15 protein-coding genes are annotated in these 15,436 nt (G+C 63.9%); 6 read left to right on the top strand and 9 right to left on the bottom strand.

The window, feature by feature from the left end; translation table 11 throughout:
* The first annotated feature begins 3 nt into the window (after positions 1-3).
* Entirely contained in the window at positions 4-876 is an 873-nt protein-coding gene (locus AC0L4C_RS03305) for an SDR family oxidoreductase (protein ID WP_473402103.1), read from the top strand.
* Entirely contained in the window at positions 873-1,526 is a 654-nt protein-coding gene (locus AC0L4C_RS03300) for a GNAT family N-acetyltransferase (RefSeq protein WP_473402102.1), read from the top strand. Before AC0L4C_RS03305 ends, AC0L4C_RS03300 begins: the two co-directional genes overlap by 4 nt.
* Here AC0L4C_RS03300 and AC0L4C_RS03295 read toward each other — a convergent pair.
* Positions 1,523-2,152, bottom strand: coding sequence for an FMN-binding negative transcriptional regulator (locus tag AC0L4C_RS03295; RefSeq protein WP_473402101.1), 630 nt, complete (start codon positions 2,150-2,152; stop codon positions 1,523-1,525). The two genes, AC0L4C_RS03300 and AC0L4C_RS03295, sit on opposite strands and share 4 nt — an antisense overlap.
* On the bottom strand, positions 2,145-2,597 hold the full coding sequence (locus tag AC0L4C_RS03290) for a GyrI-like domain-containing protein (protein ID WP_473402100.1): 453 nt from the start codon (positions 2,595-2,597) through the stop codon (positions 2,145-2,147). The genes AC0L4C_RS03295 and AC0L4C_RS03290 overlap by 8 nt, the downstream gene beginning before the upstream one ends.
* A 307-nt stretch (positions 2,598-2,904) precedes the next feature.
* Between AC0L4C_RS03290 and AC0L4C_RS03285 the strand changes: the two genes are divergently transcribed.
* Positions 2,905-3,771 (top strand): hypothetical protein, encoded by an 867-nt coding sequence (locus AC0L4C_RS03285; RefSeq protein ID WP_473402099.1) that lies wholly within the window; start codon positions 2,905-2,907, stop codon positions 3,769-3,771.
* 23 nt (positions 3,772-3,794) lie between these two features.
* Here the strand turns inward: AC0L4C_RS03285 and AC0L4C_RS03280 are convergent, their stop codons facing one another.
* Together AC0L4C_RS03280 and AC0L4C_RS03275 are read right to left on the bottom strand one after the other, a co-directional pair.
* Positions 3,795-5,093 (bottom strand): phenylacetate--CoA ligase family protein, encoded by a 1,299-nt coding sequence (locus tag AC0L4C_RS03280; protein WP_473402098.1) that lies wholly within the window; start codon positions 5,091-5,093, stop codon positions 3,795-3,797.
* Between the two features lie 7 nt (positions 5,094-5,100).
* The gene (locus AC0L4C_RS03275) at positions 5,101-5,607 is read right to left on the bottom strand and encodes a DUF2306 domain-containing protein (RefSeq protein WP_473402097.1); all 507 of its coding nucleotides are present in this window, start codon (positions 5,605-5,607) and stop codon (positions 5,101-5,103) included.
* Between the two features lie 184 nt (positions 5,608-5,791).
* Between AC0L4C_RS03275 and AC0L4C_RS03270 the strand changes: the two genes are divergently transcribed.
* Positions 5,792-6,496: a LytTR family DNA-binding domain-containing protein gene (locus AC0L4C_RS03270; RefSeq protein WP_473402096.1), complete on the top strand. Its 705-nt coding sequence runs from the start codon at positions 5,792-5,794 to the stop codon at positions 6,494-6,496.
* Positions 6,497-6,498: 2 nt separating this feature from the next.
* Here the strand turns inward: AC0L4C_RS03270 and trhO are convergent, their stop codons facing one another.
* Positions 6,499-7,500 (bottom strand): oxygen-dependent tRNA uridine(34) hydroxylase TrhO, encoded by a 1,002-nt coding sequence (gene trhO, locus AC0L4C_RS03265; protein WP_473402095.1) that lies wholly within the window; start codon positions 7,498-7,500, stop codon positions 6,499-6,501.
* A 60-nt stretch (positions 7,501-7,560) separates the two neighbouring features.
* On the opposite strand from trhO, the gene AC0L4C_RS03260 reads away from it, so the two are divergent.
* Complete coding sequence (locus AC0L4C_RS03260; RefSeq protein ID WP_473402094.1) at positions 7,561-8,589, top strand: aldo/keto reductase; 1,029 nt, start codon at positions 7,561-7,563, stop codon at positions 8,587-8,589.
* Here AC0L4C_RS03260 and AC0L4C_RS03255 read toward each other — a convergent pair.
* Positions 8,586-9,821, bottom strand: coding sequence for an O-antigen ligase family protein (locus tag AC0L4C_RS03255; protein WP_473402093.1), 1,236 nt, complete (start codon positions 9,819-9,821; stop codon positions 8,586-8,588). The genes AC0L4C_RS03260 and AC0L4C_RS03255 overlap by 4 nt on opposite strands.
* Positions 9,822-9,970: 149 nt before the next feature.
* Between AC0L4C_RS03255 and AC0L4C_RS03250 the strand changes: the two genes are divergently transcribed.
* Positions 9,971-10,843 (top strand): glycosyltransferase family 8 protein, encoded by an 873-nt coding sequence (locus AC0L4C_RS03250; RefSeq protein WP_473402092.1) that lies wholly within the window; start codon positions 9,971-9,973, stop codon positions 10,841-10,843.
* On the opposite strand, the gene AC0L4C_RS03245 is transcribed toward AC0L4C_RS03250, so the two are convergent.
* From AC0L4C_RS03245 to pheS, 3 genes are all read right to left on the bottom strand, one after another.
* Entirely contained in the window at positions 10,827-11,636 is an 810-nt protein-coding gene (locus AC0L4C_RS03245; protein WP_473402091.1) for a hypothetical protein, read from the bottom strand. The two genes, AC0L4C_RS03250 and AC0L4C_RS03245, sit on opposite strands and share 17 nt — an antisense overlap.
* Positions 11,633-14,059, bottom strand: a complete 2,427-nt coding sequence (gene pheT / locus AC0L4C_RS03240) for a phenylalanine--tRNA ligase subunit beta (RefSeq protein WP_473402090.1) — start codon at positions 14,057-14,059, stop codon at positions 11,633-11,635. The genes AC0L4C_RS03245 and pheT overlap by 4 nt, the downstream gene beginning before the upstream one ends.
* Positions 14,060-14,129: 70 nt before the next feature.
* Positions 14,130-15,260, bottom strand: coding sequence for a phenylalanine--tRNA ligase subunit alpha (gene pheS / locus AC0L4C_RS03235; protein ID WP_473402089.1), 1,131 nt, complete (start codon positions 15,258-15,260; stop codon positions 14,130-14,132).
* Positions 15,261-15,436: the final 176 nt, after the last annotated feature.

The raw sequence follows: 15,436 nt of genomic DNA, 5'->3' as shown, positions 1-15,436 counted from the left end.
GCCATGAACGTCTTCTTTTTCGGCATGGGCTACTCCTCGATGGCCAGCGCCCGCGCCATCCACCAGCTGGCCGGCAACACCGTGCCGATTGCCGGAACCACCCGCAGCGAGGAGCGCGCCGCGCCGCTCGCCGACAGCGCCTACAATATCCATGTCTTCGACGGCGAGACGGCCGGGCCGACGCTGGGCCAAGACCTGACGAAGGCCACGGATGTCATCCAGTCCATCCCGCCCGAGGAGCAGGGTGATGCGGTGCTCAATCTCTGCCGCCGGGAACTGGACGCGGCGCAGGGGCTGGAATGGCTCTGCTATTTTTCCACGGTGGGCGTCTATGGCAACGCCGACGGTGCGTGGATCGACGAGACCGCTGCGACCAACCCGATCAACCGGCGTTCGCAGCACCGCGTCGAGGTCGAACAGCACTGGCGCGACTACGCCGCGGCGCGTGGCGTTCCGCTGCTGATCCTGCGGCTGGCTGGCATCTATGGCCCCGGACGGTCAACCTTCGACAAGCTGCGCGATGGCACGGCACGGCGCATCGTCAAGCCAAACCAGGTGTTCAACCGCATCCATGTTGAGGATATCGGCCGGGTGACCGCGCTGGCGGCGATGCGCAAGCTTGCCGGCACTTTCAACCTGGCGGACGACGAGCCGGCGCCGCCGCAGGACCTCGTGACCCATGCGGCCGCCATGCTGGGGGTGTCGCCGCCGCCCGAGGTGCCGTTTGCCGAGGCGGAGATGACCGCCATGGCGCGCAGCTTCTATTCCGACAACAAGCGGGTTTCCAACGCGGCGATCAAGCAGGCGCTCGGCATCGATCTGCTCTACCCCACCTATCGCCACGGCCTCGCCGCCATTCACGGACAGCACGCATGACGACGCTCAAGCCTGCCTCCCCACCCGCGCGTCTGGTGCTGGAGGGCCGATATACGCGGCTCGAGCCTCTGGGGCCCCAGCACGCGGCCGACCTTTTTGCGGCTGCCAACGTGCCCGACGCGACCGAACGTTTTGCCTATCTGCCATCAGACCCGCCGGCCTCGATCGAGGTGGTGCGAAACTGGATCGCCGGGCAGCAGGGCGTCGCCGACCCGCTGGTCTTCGCGGTGGTCGACACGGCCAGCGGCCGCGCAGGCGGCTGGCAGCAGCTGATGCGGATCGAGCCGCAGCACGGCGTCATCGAAGTCGGCTACGTCTACTGGGGGCCGGCAGTGGCGCGGACGCGGCTGGCGACCGAGGCCTTGTTCCTGCTTGCCCGCCACGTCTTCGAGGATCTCGGCTATCGCCGCTTCGAGTGGAAGTGCAATGATCGCAACGCACCCAGCAAGCGGGCGGCGGAACGCTTCGGCTTCACCTTCGAGGGCATCTTCCGCCAGCACATGATCGTCAAGGGCGCGAGCCGCGATACCGCCTGGTTCTCGATGCTCGACAGCGAATGGCCGATCCGCAAGGCCGGCTTCGAGCGCTGGCTCGACCCGTCGAACTTCGACGGCAAAGGCCGGCAGATCGAACCGCTGCACGTCGGCTAGAAGCCGCCCCGCTGGCGCACCAGCGCCTGCATCTCCATTTCGCCTTCTGCCGCCAGCCCGGCGGCAACGCCGAGCCGGTCATCCATCGGCCGGTTCTGGCTGGCCTTGAACTTGCCCGAGATCGTGTCGATCGGGATTTCGATCCCGACAATGCCCTTGAGCTGCGCGGCAATGAACGGTTCGGGGGCGTCGGTTACTGCCCAGGGTTTGTGCTGCCGGCTCTCGTGTCGGTCGGTCAACGCCGTGACATTGGCATGGAGCCAATCCGCATCGTGGATGACGCGCGCACTGCCACGCGCCTGCACCATGGCATAGTTCCAGGTGGGTACCACCTTGCCGGTTTCGGCCTTGGTGGCGTACCAGTTCGGCGAAATATAGCTCTGGCTGCTCTGGAAGACGACCAGCGCCGCCGGCGTCTCGGTGAGGGCCTGCCACTGCGCGTTGGCCTTCGCCACATGGCAGCGCAAGGTGCCACGTGCGCCCTCATCGGCATAGAGCAGGAACGGGATCGGATTGGCGAGAAGGCCATCGGGGCCCGCGGAGATCAGCAGCCCGAGCGGGCTGGCCATGATCAGCGCCTGCTGTGCTGCCAAATCGTCGTCCCGAAAATGTGCGGTCTCATACATGGCCGAGCAGCCCTGTAGTGGTGTCCAGTGACAGATGCAGTTCGTGTCGTCCGGCCGTTTCACCCGGCAGATAGCCGAAATCGAGCATGAATCCGGTGGATTTGAGGCCATGCATGGCGGCGTGCACATGCAGGCGTTCGAGGCTCTCAGGAATGTCGGCTTGCGCGCCGTCATGCAGGGCGCGCAGATAGCGTTGCGCCGGCACGATGATCCGGGTCATGCCCGCCGGCACCTCGGTCTTGCGGGCCGCGAGAAAGCCGACAAGTGCACGGTCGACGTCGTTTTCGGCCGGCAGGCCGATCTTCAGGAAGGCACGCGCGCCAGTGTCCATCTCGAACAGCCGGCGCCACGCAACCGGCAGGTCGCGCTCCAGCTCGGCGGCGGTGCCCTCGATCGGCAGTCCGATGGCAACAAGTTCGGGTAGATCAACGGTCTCGATCAGCATTCATGGTCCGCCGCATTTGACGCGCAAGAGTTCAGCAAGGCCTCGCGCCATGCCATTAACTGCCGATCTGCCACTAATCGGACGTGCTTCCAACTCCCATCACGCATCGCAGTGGACGTTTCGAGCGCGCAAATGGATCGCGCCGGATCAATTGCAAGGCGACTTGACGGCAGGAAACGCCCGAAATGCAAGCCTGTGACCGGCTTGTCACACTCCTTAACAAACTCTTGCACATATCCCGTATGTGACTCGCCTGATGGGAGAAATGCATATTCACTAATGCCATTGGGAAAAGAGGAAGTGCGTCATGGGTCAAGTTCGTTTCTTGCGATCGCTGCTGCTTGGCACGGTGTTCACGCTTCCTCTGGCCCTGTCGGCGCGCGCTGCCGACCTCATCCTCTATTCGCCCCAGCCGGTCGCCGAGCAGAACACCGACTTCATGCTGCCTGCCGTATCCGGCATCAATGGCAAGCTCGAGGTTGCCGGCGGCTTCCTGCGGACCCCGGGCACGACCATCGGCCATGCGCGGGTCAACGGATCGCTCAGTCTGCCGGTCACCGACCGGTTCGGCGTGCAGGGCGATCTGGCGCTCTACAACACACCGTCCGGAATTGGCCTGTCCGGGGCCATCCATGCGTTTACCCGTGACCCCAGTTCCTATCTGCTCGGCGTTACCGCCGCTGCCGTGCGCGTTCCCGGCGCAACGCTGATGGGCATCGGCCCGGAAGCCGAACTCTATATGGGCGACGTGACGCTCGAGGCCTGGGTTGGCGTCGCCAACCTCAACTACGACGACGTGCTGCTGAGCGACGCGACAGGCGTCTTTGCCATTGCCGACCTCGCCTATTACGTCAATCCGGACCTGCGCCTGAGCATCGGCGGCAGCCATGTCCTCGGTTTCAACCAGCTGCGCCTCGCCGCCGAATACCAGGTCACCAGCCTCGACTTCCCGTTCTCGGTGACCGGCGAGGGCCGCTTCGGCCAGGACGGCAGCGTGATCGCCACCATCGGACTCAAGCACTACTTCGGCGACCCGGACAAGTCGCTCATGGACCGCCACCGCCAGGACGATCCCCCCGATCGGGCCATCGATTTCTTCGGGGCTGCGGGGAGCCAGCTGTACAAGACGGCACCGACGCCGACGACGCCAACGCTTCCAGTCGAATCATCGTAAGATCGCGAGGGTGATCCTGACGTTCAGTCAAACTCGTTTACATATTCTATGAACTTGCCCTCAGCATTGAGAGGTAGGTCGGCAACTTGCTTGAAACGCAATGTTGCATCCGAATATGTCCATTGTCGAAATATGTCGGCGAACGCATGTTCGTCGGGTTGAACGTGAGAGCTCGGTACATACCGAACCTCAAACTGCCTCTCGCCCACCTGAGCAAACTGCCACTTCAGAGCCCCTATGAGATTTCGCGCGCTTTCAGGAATTTGCTTCGAGATTCTTCTACCGTCTGGATGCGAGAACATATGTCTCACTCGCCCTTCCACCCCCGAAAGAACGGGCAATAGGTTGTGGTTGTCCGGCACTCCGCTCCAACGTGCCAGGTCGCCCGTGTCGTAACGAACTAGTGGCTGAGCAGTGTTGTAGAACGGTGTGGCAATCACCCTACCCTGGTCGCCCAGTCCGCACTGACGATCGAAATCATCAACGATCTCAAGGTAGACCAACTCAGCGTTTACACTTAGTCCCGTGCCTGTGGCATTCTGATGCGCCATATACTGCCCCTCTTTAGAACTGTAGAGTTCGAGGAAGCTGCATCCGAAGATCTGCAATGCTGTCTTCTTTTCGTTTTCCTCAGGCTTGGCTCCAAAAGAGATAATTGTGTCGATTGAAATATCGACGCCCATGCGATCAAACTCCAGGGCGAGCGTGAAGGCGCTCTTGGGAGTCGTTTTGAGGTATCTCGGGCCCAGCCGCGACAGCTCCTGCAACACCGCGGAGACTGGAACGAGGTAGTTTAGTTCAAAGGTGTCGCCGCCCTGTACCCATGGAGGACCCCACGCACCAAAGTTGCACGCAGTGGGTCCGGCAGCCTCAGGTCGAGTGCCTTTCCAGCTAAAAGCAGTCTGGGACCAGTCAATCGAGTGCCACACTTGAGCACGCCAGCCAGCAACCTGATTGGCCAATGGTCCTAGAGAGTTGAACGATAGAGTGACCGGTAGGCCGGTCGACCCCGAACTTGAGATGGTACTTACCTGCCCATGCCCCGGCGGCAACTCTCTTGCCTGCATGGCGTCGCGGTGCTCGATCAGGTCGCTGCGCTTGACGATCGGGATCTCGTTCCAGCGCTCCCAGTCGATGTCGCCGTTCGGCTGCATGACGGCGTCGAGGCGGTTCTCGTAGAACGGCACGTTCTTTTTCGCGTGCCGCAGTAACTGGGTGAGCTGGCTGCGCTGATAGTCGCGCATGCGCTCGGGTGACCAGTACTGGCTCTGCATGAGCATGTCGTAGAAGGCGTGCTGCAGGTCGATGGTGGCATTGTCCATTGGCAAACTATGCCGCAGCGGCGCGTCGGCGCATAGGCTGGCGGGTGCGAATATAGAACCAGCCGACCAGTGCCAGAACCGTGCCGACCGCGATCAGCGACGGCGTCCAGCCGGCGTTGCTGCCGAAGAGCATCTGGTTCAGGCGGCGGTCCGGCAGTAGCGTGAAGGCGCCGGCAAGGCCGAGGGCCTGGAAGTAGACGGCCCGCATGGCGGCCCGGTGGCCGCGCACATTGCCCTGGCGGATCTGCCAGATGCCCTGTGCGATACCGGCATAGGTAAAGATCGTGAACAGGTGGATCGGGCTGAAGGGGCCGATGATGCGGATCTCGTTGACAAAGATCGCGCTGGTGGCGACCACCAGCATGAGCAGCGCCCACACACGTCCGAGAAACTTGTGCGTGGGTGTCCCCTTGCGGCGGAAGAGCACCATGGCGCCCAGTAGCACCGCCAGAATGGCAGAAATGGCATGGATCTGGACGGCGAGTGGGGCGGCGAGCATGGGAGCGAGTGACATCTGTAGAAACCTTGGACATGGTGGATGGCGCTCAACGCGCCTTGCCCCACAGGCTTGTCTGCGGACCGGCTTGCCTCAAGTTCGTGTGCGCGGCAGGGGGAGAAACTTCGTGAACAGCAGCCGACTGCAATCCGCGCTTCGTGAAATACGCCGGCACTTTTCGGATCCTCGTGTTCTTGCAGGCATGGCCATCGTCGCCGTGCTGCTCGGCCTCTCCGGTCCCTTCGGCACGTTCGAGGTTCTCGGGACGGCACCTCGAATTGTCTATTGGGCGACCATTGTGCTTGCCACCTACGGCATCGGCTTTGCCTTCGGCGTCCTGCTTGGCCATGCCATCTACGATCGCTTGCGTCAGCCGGCCCTGCGGGTGCTGGTGCTCGGCGGCCTGAGCGGTCTGCCGGTCACCGCTGCCGTCGTGGTGATCAACCGCCTGGCCTTCGGGGCAGCAGGCTGGACTGCCATCGACCTCTTCACCCTCTGGGTGGATACAACCCTCGTCGCCATGGGCGTGATGACGTTCTCGATCATCCTCAAGCGCTCGCCTCGGCCAGCCCTGCAGGACACCCCGGATGGCCGGCCTGCATTGCTCGAACGGCTTCCCTTGCCGCAGCGGGGGGCGCTCGTCTGCCTGTCGGTCGAGGATCACTATGTCGATGTCACCACGACCAAGGGCCACGCCCTCGTGCTGATGCGTCTGTCCGATGCGATCAAGGAAGCGCGGCCCACACCGGGCTTGCAGATCCATCGATCACATTGGGTCGCGCTCGATGCCGTGGCGCGGACAGTGCGCGTCGATGGCAAGTTGCTGGTCGAGACACGTGACGGCAAGCGTCTGCCTGTCAGCCGCAGCTATCTCGAAAGAGTGCGCGAGGCGGGCCTGATGGCCTAGCTTCAGCCGGCGCCCTGCTGCCGGAGTTTCTGCTTGCGCGCCCTGTTGCGGGCCGCTGTCGTCAAGGCATCCTCGCCCAGATGGGCCTCGCCGCGCGCCTGCGCCAGCGCCATCTGGCGGTCGCGTTCCAGCGCCCCTTCGGCCCGGTCGGTTGCGCGGCAATCGGCGCAGATGCCATCGATCAGCGCATGGGGTTGCAGCGGATTACGGCAGGCCCGGCACAACTGCGCCTCACCCTGCTTCAGGCCGTGTCCGACCGCGACGCGCTCGTCAAAGACGAAGCATTCGCCGCGGAACCGGCTCTGCGCTTCCGGCACCATTTCGAGATATTTGAGGATGCCGCCCTTGAGGTGAAACACTTCCTCGAAGCCTTGCGCCAGCAGGTAGCTCGAGGCCTTCTCGCAGCGAATGCCGCCGGTGCAGAACATCGCCACTTTCTTCTGCCGGGTCGGGTTGAGATGCTGCGCGACGTAGTCCTTGAATTCGGTGAAGCTCTTGGTGCCTGGGTCGACGGCGCCCTCGAACGTGCCGATCGCTGCTTCATAGTCATTGCGCGTGTCGATCAGCATCACGTCGTCCTGGCCGATGACCTCGTTCCAGTCAGCGGGATCGACATAGGTGCCGACCAGCCGGGCGGGATTGGCTTCTGGCGCCCGCAGCGTCACGATCTCGGATTTGAGCCGGACCTTCATGCGCAGGAACGGCATCTGCGCCGCCCACGAGATCTTGGCCTCGGCGCCGATCAGCCGCGTCCCGAACGGGCCGGAATAGAGATAGGCCGACAAGTCGTCGATCGCCGCTTCGCTGCCGGCTACGGTGCCGTTGAGCCCCTCGGGCGCGATGATGAATGTGCCGCGGATGCCGCGCGCGCAGCAGAACAGCGCCAGGTCGCTCTTGAGGGTGGCGCAATCGGGCAGCTCGGCAAACTTGTAGAACGCCAGAACCTTGTAGGGATCGGAGCGTTGCTGCAAACTGGAGGCGAGGACATCATCAGGGCCGGACATGGCGGCGGTTTAGCACCGCTCAGCGGCCTCCGGCAACTTCGACATGTTGGGAGAACACTCATGACCTACCGGGCGAGCGACACCCGCTATGACAGCATGGAATATCGATATAGCGGCCGCTCCGGGCTGAAGTTGCCGGTCATCTCGCTCGGCCTCTGGCAGAATTTCGGCGGCACGCGCGATTATCCGTCGGCGCTCGAAATCCTCTCCTATGCCTTTGATCACGGCGTCACGCATTTCGATCTGGCCAACAATTACGGCCCGCCGCCCGGCGCGGCCGAGGAGCTGTTCGGCGACATCATGGCCCGCGACTTCCGTCCCTATCGCGACGAGATGATCATCTCCTCCAAGGCCGGCTACAACATGTGGAAGGGCCCCTATGGCGAGTGGGGCAGTCGCAAGTATCTGCTGGCCTCATGCGACCAGAGCCTCAAGCGCATGGGCCTCGACTATGTCGATATTTTCTATTCGCACCGCTATGACCCGAACACGCCGCTCGAGGAGACCATGGGCGCGCTGGCGCATCTACACCGGCAGGGTAAGGCGCTCTATGTCGGCATCTCTTCCTATCCCGAGCAGCAGACGCGCGATGCGCACCGCATCCTTAAGGAAATGGGTGTCCCCTGCACCATCCATCAACCGAGCTACTCGATCCTCAATCGCTGGATTGAGGACGACAAGACCATCGAGGCATGCGGTGACCTGGGCATTGGCGTGATCGCCTTTTCGCCGCTGGCGCAAGGCATGCTGTCGGGCAAGTACAACAAGCTCGAAAAGTCGGACCTGACCGGCACCCGCGCCGCCGAGAATGTCTCGCTGTCGGCCAAGAACATCGAACCGCGTGTTCTCAAGGCGGTCAAGGCGCTGGGCACCATTGCCAAGAAGCGTAAGCAGACCATGGTGCAACTGGCGCTGTCCTGGGTGCTGCGCCGTCCCGAGATGACCTCAGCGCTGATCGGCGTGCGGACGCTCGAACAGCTCAAGGACTGCCTTGGGGCGGTCGGCGCGCCGCGCCTGACGCCGGCCGAGGTCAAGGCCATAGATGCCGCTACCAAGGATGGTCTGCTGGATAACCGGCCGAAATTCTAAGCCTCGCGAAGCGCGCCGATCACCAGTGCCGTCAGATAGGCATAGAGCGTGGTCGGCGCATCATAGCCGAGGGTCGAGTCGGTGAGCCCGAAGATGGCGTAGCCGGCGCTCAGGACGAGACATGCATAGAGCCGCACCGAAAAGTACCGGTCGCGCGGTGCGGCCAGAGCTCCGGCGATGGGCGCCACCAGCAGGGCGGCGAGGCAGACAAAGCCGATAATGCCGGCGGCAACGCCAAAGTTGACCCAGTCATTGTGAAAGAGAAACGCGGTCCCCGCGGCATCCGCGAACCTCGGCGGATTGATCTCGGCCGCTGCATTGCCCAGATTGGCCCAGCCCCAGCCGATCCAGGGCGACTGCTGGAAGGCCGCAAGGCCCGCCTCGTACATGTCGAGCCGGTCCTGGGTCGCGCCGTCCGAGCCGGCATTGCCGCTCTGCATCACGGTGCTGATGGTGTCGACGATGCTGCCAAAGCGGCCGAACAGGTCCGGCCCCTCAAGCGCAATCCCGGCTGCCAGTCCGACCACGAGCAGGGCACTGCCGGCGATAACCAGCCGCCGCGCCTGCCGGTCCTGCCAGAGAAACACTACGGCAATGAGCGCCATTGCCGGAATGGCTAGCGCTGCCCCGCGGGAGGCGCAAAGAATGGTGGTCATGATCGCAGCCGCAGGTGCGATCAGGTACATCCAGCGCTTCCAGCCGCTATCGACGAAGAGGCCCGCGAGGGCGACGAAGCCGAGGGGCAGGGCAATCCGCGGCATCAGGTTGGGATTGCCGATCAGCCCCTGCGCCCGGGTCAGCCCGAGACCAAAGACATCGAACAGCGCCGAACCCAGCCCGACCAGCGTTCCGAGGACGCAAAGGCGCAGCAGCAGGATAGCCGTATCGCGACCTCGCTGCTGCAGGGCGATGAGGTAGACGACCGCTGACAGCAGCATGCCGAGGAAATTGGCAAAGAACAGCACATCGGTGGGCTGGCGGGCGGTGATGGTGTAGAGCGCCGTCAGCACGAGGACCACGCCGGCAAAGATCAGCTGCGCCGGCGCCTGTCGCAGGGCCGTCAGGCTGCCGGGGCGCCAGAGCAGCGCCAGGAGCGGCAGGCTGAGGAGCAGTGCCAGCACGCTGCTGGCACTTCCGAGGGTCGGGGAAACCACCAGTTCGAGGATGAGCACCAGCCAAACGAGGCCGGTGCCGATCACGTTCGGCACGCTTGCAGGAGTGACGCTGTTCATGGGTCCCGGCTCTGGATGCTGTAACCCAAGTGTGTAACGGCCGCGTCGCAGGCATGCCAGCCGAAATCGCGGGCAGGTGTCGCAAGGCGCTGGCGGGTCGCCCGACTTGTGCTACTAGGACCGGCAATCGCAGCAACTGCAGGCAGAGTATGACCGGCCCGATCCATATCGTCCTGACCTTTGACGACAATTTCTGGGCGCCGGCCTTTGCCGTATCGCGCTCGATCTGCCTCTGCACGACGCGCCGCGATCTGGTGTTCCACCTGCTGCATGACGGATTGAAGCCGGAACGGCTGGCCGATTTCGACAAGCTGCGCAGCGAGTTCGGCGTCACGGTCAACCACTACGAACTCTCCGAGAACGCCCGTTTCAACGAAGTCTGCCGCAACCTGCCGGTCGACAATCGCCTGCATACGGTCATGTACGCGCGCCTTCTGATCGACGCCATCCTGCCCGCCGGCATCGAACGCGTGATCTATCTCGACTGCGACACCTTTGCCGTCTCACCCATCGAGAAGCTGTTCGAACAGGACATGCACGGCAAGCCGGTTGCCGGGGTCAGCGACCCGATCCGCCAGCTCAACATGCTGGGCCGCGACATTCGCACCAAGACCGGCATTTTCGATCCGGCGCAGGACTATTTCAATTCCGGCGTCATGCTGATCGACCTGCCCAAATATGCTGCTGCCGACATTCCGGGACGGATCGAGGAATTCAGGTCGCGCGGGATTCTGGAAAAGCTCTATTTCGATCAGGACATGCTCAACCTGATCTTCAAGGACAACTGGACCAAGCTGCCCTGGCGCTTCAACGTCACCGATCCGCAGGTGGCGCATCAGGCGATGGATCCCTACATCCTCCACTATACCGGCCGGGCGCGGCCGTGGCTGATCTACGCCAATGTCGCCTACCGCCGCTCCTACCGGCACGTGATGACCAACGAGCTGTTCTATCGCTACATGCGGCATCGCTGGAAGCGCTTCTGGCTGAAGCGCTGGAACAAGCTTATCGGCCGGAAATAGCCACGCCTTCGCTGGCGCAGAGCGCCGCCAGTGCACTGTCCGGCTCGGGCACTTGCATCGCCTCGCGGCCGCGGCGCGTGAGCTGGCTCGACCAGAGGTGGACGCAAAGCGTCCGCTCGGTGATCGACGTGTTGATCGAACTGCCGGCCTTCATCAGCCCCGGAATGCGCTCATAGGGCACCGGATAGAGGACTTCGCTGGGCAGCACCTGGCTGAGCAGATCATGCTTCTTGACGTAGTGGGTCAGGGCAAACGGGCCGGTGGCGCCATATTGCATGTATTCGGCCGGCACCTTGATGCCGGCCAGCCGCTTGGCGGCAACTTCGAGACGGCGTCCGAGCGGCAGATGCGGCTCTAGCAGCGGGCGCTTGCCATCCTCGAAAATGCCGAGCAGGTCGTCGAGCAGCGGTGCATCATGCTGGATGTGCAGCACGGCGCCGTTGACCGAGCCCGGCCGCTCATAGGCCATCAGATAGCCGTCGGTGCGCGGGATCGGCCGGACCGAGTAGACATCGCAGTCCGCCCAGATGCCGCGCTGGTGGCGCAGCAGGGTCATGCGCACGAGGTCGGAGAACACCCCGACCGTGCCCTTGCCCTTGTAGTAGAACATCCGCTCGCGCGGGATCAGCTCATTGAGGTCCCGCCACTCGGCGCCCTCCGGCAGCCCCTCGATCGGCTCGTAGGCGTAGACATGCACCGGGTGGCCGTTGCGGAGAAACGAGCGCACCGAGAGCTGCTCAAGCCAGCCGAACGGCCCGTGCCAGAACGAGCAGATGACCGGCAGGTCGGTCACGTGCGCAGCACCCCGCCGGTCGCCTTGCTCACTGCGCCGACGATTGCCGACGAAATCTTTTCGATGTCCTCGTCGGTCAACGTCTTCTGCAGCGGCTGCAGCGTGACCTCGATGGCCACCGATTTCTTGCCCTCGCCCACCCCTGTTCCTTCGAAGACATCGAAGACGTCGACGGAGGTGATCAGGGATTTTTCGGCGCCTTTGGCGGCCCGGAGGATTGTGGCGGCGGCAACGGACTGGTCGACGACGAAAGCGAAGTCGCGCGACACCGGCATCAGGTCCGAGAGGATCAGAGCCGGCTTCGACTTCGACGCCTTCTTGCGTGGCTCGGGCAGGGCATCGAGATCGAGCTCGAATGCGGCGACCGGACCGTCCAGATCGAATGCTGCGAGCACCGACGGATGCACTTCACCGAACCAGCCGAGGATGACTTTCGGGCCGAGCTGCAGCCGGCCGCCGCGCCCCGGATGGCTCCATGACGGCGGCTCGGCAATGACCTGAACCTTATCGATATCAAGGCCCAGGACATCGAGCAGGGCGCCGATATCGGCCTTGGCGTCGAACACGCCCGCCTTCCTGGCCGCACTCTCCCAATGCCGGCCGGCGCCGGCCACGGAGGCCGTGCCGGTGCGGATGCCGCTGGCGTAGGTGTGCTGGCCGTCCGGCTGGACCGAGAGAAAGACCTGACCGACTTCGAACAGCTTGAGGTCGTCAAAGCCGCGATTGCCGTTGCGACGAGCCGCGCCGAGCAGGCCCGGCAGCAGCGACGGACGCATCGATGTCAGCTCGGAAGCGATGGGGTTGGCGAGCTTGAGCTCGTCCTGTCCGCCGCCAAAAAGCCGCGCTTCGGCCTCCGAGATGAACGACCAATTAACGGCCTCGTCGAGCCCCCTGGCAGCGAGGGCGCGGCGCGACAGGCGACGACGGTTCTGGATGCTGGTCAGCATGCGCGGCGCCACGTGGCTGAGACGCGGAAGCGGCTCGACCGGCACGTTGTCGACGCCGACCATGCGCATCACTTCTTCGGCGAGATCGGCCTTCTGTGTGACGTCCGGACGCCAGGACGGCACCAGGACGCGACGGGTGTCGGTGACGCCTTCGAGCACGAAGCCGAGCTGGCTCAGGATACGCTCGACTTCCGGGGTCGGCGTGCGCAGGCCGGTGAGGCGCTCGACTTCGCCGAACGGGAAATCGACGACGGTGTTGGGGAAAACATCCTCGCCCGAGATCGAGCGCTCCAGCGGCTCGCCGCCGCAGAGTTCGAGGACGAGACGGGTCGCCAGTTCGAGTCCTGGTTCGGTCAGGGCCGGATCGACGGACCGCTCGAGGCGATACCGGGCATCCGAGACGATGCCGGTCTTGCGGCCGGTCTGGGCGATCAGGTCGGGGTCCCAGCTGGCGCATTCCATGAAGACGTTGACCGTCGTCTCGGTGCAGCCCGAGCGGATGCCGCCCATGATGCCGCCGATGCAGAGCGGGCCCTGGTCGTCGGCGATCACCGTCATGGTGTCGTCGAGCTTGTAGACGCGGTTGTCGAGCGCATCGAACTCTTCGCCGGGCCTGGCGTTGCGCAGCACCGGCTGGCCGACGATCTTGTCCGGATCATAGGCGTGCAGCGGCCGGCCCCAGCCGAGCGAAACGAGGTTGGTGATGTCGACCACGGTATTGATCGGGCGCAGGCCCACGGCGCGCAGCCGCTGCTGCAGCCAGTCGGGCGACGGGCCATTCCTGATGCCCTTGATGTAGCGCCCGGCAAACTTGCGGATCGCCTTGGGTTCGCCAGCGGCAAACTGATGCGGCAGCGGCGCGATCGGCGTCGGGCCGGTGGAGGCGACCGGCGACATATCGGTGGCTTTCAGTGTGCCGAGACCGAAGGCGGCAAGATCGCGCGCCACGCCATAGACGCCCGTGGCGTCGCCGCGGTTGGGGGTGATCGAGATATCGAAGACCACGCCGTTGATCCCGGCATAGTCGACATAGGGCACACCCACCGGCGCATCGTCGGGCAGCCGGATGATGCCGTCATGGTCGTTGGAAAGCTCCAGTTCGGCGGCCGAGCAGAGCATGCCGTTGGACGGCGCGCCGCGAATGACCACGCCGGCCTTGAGCTCGAAATCCTTGCCCGGAATCCAGGTGCCCGGGGCCGCGAAGACCGATTTCATGCCGGTGACGACATTGGGCGCGCCGCAGACCACATCGATCAGCGTGCCGGTGCCGGCATCGACCTTGCAGAGATTGAGGTGGTCGGAATTGGGATGCGGTTCGGCATGCGCCACCTGCGCCACCACGAACGGCCGCAATGCCTTGCCCTGTTCCTCGACGCTTTCGACCTCGAGGCCGATCATCGTCAGTGCCCGCGAGATCTCGTCGGCCGTGGCCGTTGTCTCCAGATGTTCCTTGAGCCAGTCGAGGGTGAACTTCATGTCGTCATGCTTTCGATCGGGTCGATCCGGGCCTTGGCCTCTCGGATCAGGAAGAGTGCAGCGGTATCGGTCAGCTCGAGAGGCCGCCAAACAGGGTCGGCAGGTCCAGCGGCCGGAAGCCGTAATGGTCGAGCCAGCGCTTGTCGGCGTCAAAGAAGGCGCGCAGATCGTTCATGCCGTATTTGAGCATGGCGATCCGGTCGATCCCCATGCCCCAGGCAAAGCCCTGATAGACATCGGGGTCGAGGCCGCAATTGCGCAGCACGTTGGGATGCACCATGCCGCAGCCGAGGATTTCCAGCCAGTCGCTGCCTTCGCCGATCTTCACCTCGGCGCCGGAGCGATCGCACTGCACATCGACTTCCATCGACGGTTCGGTGAACGGGAAAAAGCTCGGGCGGAAGCGCAGCGTAACGTTGTCGACTTCGAAGAACGCCTTGAGGAATTCCTCCAGCACCCAGCGCAGCTGGCCGATATGGCTCGACTTGTCGATGACGAGGCCTTCGACCTGATGGAACATCGGCGTATGCGTCTGGTCCGAGTCATGGCGGTAGGTGCGGCCCGGCATGACGACACGGATCGGCGGTTCGATCGGCTGCGTCAGATAGCCGGCGGCGGGCGGCTCGTTGGACTGCTGCATCACCCGGATCTGCACCGGCGAGGTATGCGTGCGCAGCACCCGCTTCACCCCGTCCGGCGAGGGCGCCATGAAGAACGTGTCGTGCATTTCACGCGCCGGGTGTCCCTCGGGGAAATTCAGCGCGGTGAAATTGTAGTAGTCGGTCTCGATGTCGGGCCCTTCGGCGATCGAGAACCCCATGTCCGAGAAGATCGCGGTGATTTCGTCGATCACCTGGCTGACCGGATGGATACGGCCTTCCGCGGTCGGCGCCGGCCGCAGCGGCAGCGTGATGTCGACGCGCTCGCCGGCGAGGCGGGCGTCGAGCGCCGCCTGCTTCAGGTCGCTGCCCCTGGCTTCGATCAGCCCGGCAATTTCGAGCTTGAGACCATTGATTGCCGGGCCGGCGGTCTTGCGGTCTTCCGGGGCCATGCTGCCCAGCGAGGCGAGCAGGGCCGAGACCGAACCCTTCTTGCCAAGGGCCGCGACGCGGACGGTGTCGAGCGCCTGTTCGCTGTCCGCCGCCGCAATGGCTGCCGAGAGGTCGGTCCGCAGGGTCGAGATCTGTTCGTCGAGGGACATTCTGGTTTCGCTCGTCTTTGAGTAGCCCTGATTGCGGGCCTGTCGAAGGACGAGGGCGTGGCACGTTCGGCGCGTCCGACCTCGTGGTTCGACAAGCTCACCATGAGGTCTCACGGGGTTGTCGTGGCATTGGCCGCTATAGACCAAAACAAAACGCCCCGCGCCAGCCCAAAGGG

The sequence above is a fragment of the Devosia sp. J20-27 genome (genome assembly GCF_055808595.1).
This window is presented reverse-complemented; position numbering and strand designations above follow the sequence as displayed.